Source organism: Psychrobacter sp. (assembly GCF_036731945.1).
Lineage (GTDB): Bacteria > Pseudomonadota > Gammaproteobacteria > Pseudomonadales > Moraxellaceae > Psychrobacter.
The window spans coordinates 24,568-29,083 of sequence record NZ_DAINDI010000034.1; the positions used below are offsets into that span (position 1 = coordinate 24,568).

The window sequence follows — 4,516 nt, forward strand, 5'->3', positions numbered from 1 at the left end:
TTAAGCACTTATAAATGCTAAGTACTTATAAATTCTAATTTTTATCACTTAGCGAACATTGATACCCATCCCCTGTTGTAACTCGGTTTTATGTTCCTCAATCACTGGAATCAAGGTATGCATCACCCACTCATTGCGCCAGCCTTGTAAACCTTCTGGTAGTTCGCTTAGATCTTTATCAAAGGCAATCACTTCATAGAGCTGTGACAGCCATTTTTTACGCATCAATACATTAGCAGGCACGCCGATTTCTTCTGCTTGCTCATCGATTGCTTGTTGTACTGCTTTTGACAGTACTTTGTTTTTTGAGCGATACGGTGGCAATAGACAGTCCGGATGCTCAGCAGGGTGCAGGTTTTTGGCTTCTTTAATCACCTTTAACAGCTCTTCACCATAGAGGCGCAGCATGCTACGGTGCATCGTGGTTTTGTGCGCAAGCTCGCGCATGCTGCTTGGCTTTTCGGTGATAATCTCACGCACTGCTTGTTTTTTAATGACAAAGGTACGCGGCTGATTGGTCGCTCGTGCCAGCTCCTCACGCCATGTTGCCACTGCTTGTAGTATCGCCATTTGCTCAGAGGTATAACGATAATCTGCCATCGTTAGATACATCTCATCATCAGCTACATGCTGCGCGTCATATAAGTCACTGGCATAAAGCTGACAATCTGCCCATACATATTCAAACAGACCTTGTTTTTTTAGCTCATATTCAAGGCTTAGATAAAGCGCTGGCAAAAAACGCACGTCATCTATCGCATACTGCTCTTGCTCATCTGATAGCGGACGTTGCAGCCAGTCTGATTGGCTTTGCTCTTTATCGATATGCATATCTAGCTGATCATCAAGCGCCTGCTGATAGCCCATTTGCAGCTGACCTGTCAAATATGACAGGGCAATTTGCGTATCAAAAATATTGGTCAATGGTGGACAACCAGACAATAGATAAAAAATACCCAAGTCTTCACCGCAGGCATGCCAAATCGCCACGTCTACTTTAGCCAAGGCCTGCCATAGCTCAGCCAATTGCAATTGCGGCGCATCCAATAGATACACATGATTGCCAGTATTCAGCTGCACCAGTGCCAAACGCGGATAATAAGTATCGCGCTTAATAAATTCGGTATCTAGTGCCACCCGCCCGCAAGTCGCCAAAGCATCGATAACTTCAGCCAAATCATCTTGCTGACGTACCCAGGTAACAGCCGCGTCATCAGCGGCATCTAGCAAGGCATCGATATTTGGCTCGGGTGGCAAATCTGTGGGCGCTACCTCGTTATTGATTGATGGTTTTGATAACTCATCATCAGTAGCCGTATTATCTAAGCGGTTTGATTGGTTAGAAGTAGTTAAAGCTGTTGAAACATGGTTTGACACGGGCAGATACCTGCTGAAATAGAAGAAAATAAAACGCTAAACCGCGCCTTAATAAAAGTGAATATCAAAACCATTATAACAATATCACAAAATAAAATGGACAAGACTTGATTTTTATAGAGAATTTATAAAATTGCTACCGTTAATACTACAAGAAAGAGCGATTTTGCATCGCTTGCCCAAGGGTCATACTATCAAGATACTCAAGCTCGCCGCCCATCGGTACGCCTTGCGCCAAACGCGTGATTTTATTGACATGACGGCTGACCGCTTCACTGATAAAGTGGGCGGTGGTTTGCCCTTCAACCGTCGTACCAGTTGCTAAAATTAACTCTTCAACCGGCTCTTGCTTAACGCGCCAGACCAGCTGATCGATATTTAGATCATCGGCGCTGATACCGTCTATGGGCGATAAATGCCCGCCCAACACAAAATAGCGTCCACGATAGCCTGCCGTTTGCTCGATAGCCATCACATCGGCGGCGGTTTCGACCACGCATAGTAAGCCATCATCACGTCTTGGATCTTGGCATAATGGACAAATCGCCTCGTCACTAAAACTATGGCAGCGCTGGCATTCGACAATCTCACGCATCGCCTCATCAAGCGCTTGCGCCAGTGCCATGCCTTGCGGACGTTTTTTAGTGAGCAGATGCAGCGCCATACGTTGAGCACTTTTTTGCCCCACGCCCGGCAAAATACGTAGCTGTTTGACCAGCTGATCAAATTTGGCTGTCAGCAAAGTAACTTCCTTTATTTAGCTTAATTTATAAATCGTAGCTATAAAAATGGGGTCGTATCGTGTCGATAACAACCCCATTTTTGTGTTCAATCAGCAGTTTTTAGCGCTTATAATCCGCTATTTAGAACAGACCTTGCATACCTGGTGGTAAACCCATACCTGAAGTCGCACCAGCCATGGTTTCTTCATAGAGCTCATCCGCTTGACGCACCGCATCATTGATCGCAGCCGCGATTAAGTCTTCGATCATATCTGGCTCATCTTCCAATAAGCTTGGATCGATGGTCAAACGCTTAACCACGTGACGACCGGTCATAGTGACTTTAACCAGACCACTGCCCGCTTCGGCTTGCACTTCTTTATTGGCCAGTTCTTTTTTGGCGTTTTCAACGTTTGCTTCGACTTTCTTTTGCATCGTTTGTGCTTGTTGCATCAATGCTTGAATATTCATAGTTGCCTCTTTTGTTTTGTCTTAATGCGTATAATTATAAAGCGTTATTCATCACTAAATCTGATGTTAATGGCGATTATACCTTTATCTTTACAAACTGTCTAAACCACGCGCCAAATCTTTGATGATATCTTCCACATCCTCTAAACCTACTGACAGACGGATGAGACTATCATTAACGCCTGCTTCTGCGCGCGCCTCAGGCGTCAAGCGAAAATGGGTAGTGGTCGCGGGATGGGTAATGGTGGTTTTGGCATCGCCTAAATTATTGGTGATAGAAACCATTTGCGTTGAATCAATCACATGCCAAGCCGCGGCTTTTGAATCCCTAATATTTGAATCAAGGCTTTTTGAATCAGAGCTAGCTGACGACTTAACTTCAAAACCCATGATAGCACCGTAACCACCTTTCATATGATGTTGACGCGTTGCCAATTCATGAGCGGGATGATTACTCAAACCTGAAAAATGCACGGTGCTGACGTTGGGATGATTGACCAAAAATTCTGCTATTTGATTGGCATTTTGACAATGCGCTTGCATACGTAATTTAAGCGTTTCAAGACCTTTAGTAAAGACCCATGCGTTAAATGGGCTCATACTGATACCGCCTGAACGCACCACGGTAAAAGCCTCTTGCATCAGCTTATCGCTACCGACTAAAGCGCCGCCCAATACCCGACCTTGACCGTCTAAATATTTGGTTGCAGAGTGAATGACCACATCTGCGCCCAAATCTAATGGGCGCTGCAAAGCTGGCGTGGCAAAGCAGTTATCAACGACCAATAAGATATCATTGGCTTTACATAGCTGACTTAAATAGCCGATATCACAAATTTGCGCAAGCGGATTGCTAGGGCTCTCACAATAAATGACCTTGGTATTTGGCCGCACAGCTTTTGTCCAAGCGTCATTATCGAAGCAATCGACATAGCTGACTTCGACGCCAAACTTTGCCATATAGTTATTAAACAAACCAATCGATGAGCCAAATAACTGGTTGGCGGCGAGCAAATGATCGCCAGCTTTAAGATACGCCAAACACATGGTCAAAATCGCGCCCATACCTGAGGCTGTTGCCACCGCGCGCTCACCGTTTTCGAGCGCTGCCAAACGCCGCTCAAAGGTACGCACGCTCGGATTGGTATGGCGCGAATAAACGTTACCCGATTTGTCACCGTTGAAATGTGCTGCTGCATCTGCTGCCGACTCGTAAACATAAGAGCTGGTGGTAAAAATAGCCTCTGAATGCTCGCCTTCATCAGTGCGATGCTGCCCTGCTCGTACGGCGATGGTTTGCATGCCATAATTAAGATCTAGATTGAGCGCGTCATCGCGCCAGTTAGGGTCTACTTTATTTGTCTCTGTTTTATTTGCATTGCTATCATCATGCACTTGCGACTGGCTCATAAATTTTCCATTGCACTGGTTATTATTAAACATACGGCCTATTTTGATTATAAACAGCATTTGTTTGCGTTATCATAGCATGGCAACTTATTCCAAACAGCTGGTTTCAAAGGCCTGCTAAATATTATTTTTGCATAGCGACTAGTCGTTATTTGTCATTAAACCTTTGTGATTGAACAGCTCGCACTAAATATTTGAGCCAAAATAGCTTGCTGCATTTCTAATGACACATTGCAAGCGCAAACGGTGACTGCGCGATATCTAAATCACGGCCAAATAAATCACCGCAACAGAAAAAAATAACGTATTTGCAATAGGCATAGATGGCGTCAGCTGTTAAGCTTAGCGGCGCTGCGAATATTGCTTTGAGCAATATCATTATAGGCGCCATATTCAGTGCTACCATCGGTAAAAATAGCCAATAAATCAAGCCCATTTTTAACCCGTGCTTTATTCAATTCAGGTCCACTAAGGTCACTCATTTATGTCGATGTTCAGTATAGAACCAAGTAACTTATCGTTGAGCTTAACTCTCG

Annotated in this window: 5 protein-coding genes; all 5 read right to left on the reverse strand. The window is 44.5% G+C overall.

The genetic code is table 11. The annotated features are described in order from the left end of the window. Positions 1-48: 48 nt before the first annotated feature. The 5 genes from V7D75_RS08520 to V7D75_RS08540 all read right to left on the reverse strand — a co-directional run bounded on the left by V7D75_RS08520 (position 49) and on the right by V7D75_RS08540 (position 4,462). Positions 49-1,377 carry a ribonuclease D gene (locus V7D75_RS08520; protein WP_333614219.1) on the reverse strand — a complete coding sequence of 443 codons (1,329 nt, stop codon included), beginning with the start codon at positions 1,375-1,377 and terminating at the stop codon, positions 49-51. A gap of 148 nt (positions 1,378-1,525) precedes the next feature. Continuing rightward, the gene (gene recR / locus V7D75_RS08525) at positions 1,526-2,119 is read right to left on the reverse strand and encodes a recombination mediator RecR (protein WP_200662831.1); all 594 of its coding nucleotides are present in this window, start codon (positions 2,117-2,119) and stop codon (positions 1,526-1,528) included. A 121-nt stretch (positions 2,120-2,240) separates the two neighbouring features. Then, positions 2,241-2,570, reverse strand: coding sequence for a YbaB/EbfC family nucleoid-associated protein (locus V7D75_RS08530; protein WP_068404078.1), 330 nt, complete (start codon positions 2,568-2,570; stop codon positions 2,241-2,243). A gap of 90 nt (positions 2,571-2,660) precedes the next feature. Further along, complete coding sequence (locus tag V7D75_RS08535) at positions 2,661-3,980, reverse strand: O-succinylhomoserine sulfhydrylase (protein WP_333614220.1); 1,320 nt, start codon at positions 3,978-3,980, stop codon at positions 2,661-2,663. Positions 3,981-4,309: 329 nt separating this feature from the next. Further along, positions 4,310-4,462, reverse strand: coding sequence for a hypothetical protein (locus V7D75_RS08540; protein WP_333614221.1), 153 nt, complete (start codon positions 4,460-4,462; stop codon positions 4,310-4,312). Between the last annotated feature and the right edge of the window lie 54 nt (positions 4,463-4,516).

What these genes read in the sequence shown, in the direction of transcription:
- V7D75_RS08530 (WP_068404078.1), bottom strand. Translation starts at nt 2,570, where the DNA reads ATGAATATTCAAGCATTGATGCAACAAGCACAAACGATGCAAAAGAAA.
- V7D75_RS08535 (WP_333614220.1), bottom strand. Translation starts at nt 3,980, where the DNA reads ATGAGCCAGTCGCAAGTGCATGATGATAGCAATGCAAATAAAACAGAG.
- V7D75_RS08540 (WP_333614221.1), bottom strand. Translation starts at nt 4,462, where the DNA reads ATGAGTGACCTTAGTGGACCTGAATTGAATAAAGCACGGGTTAAAAAT.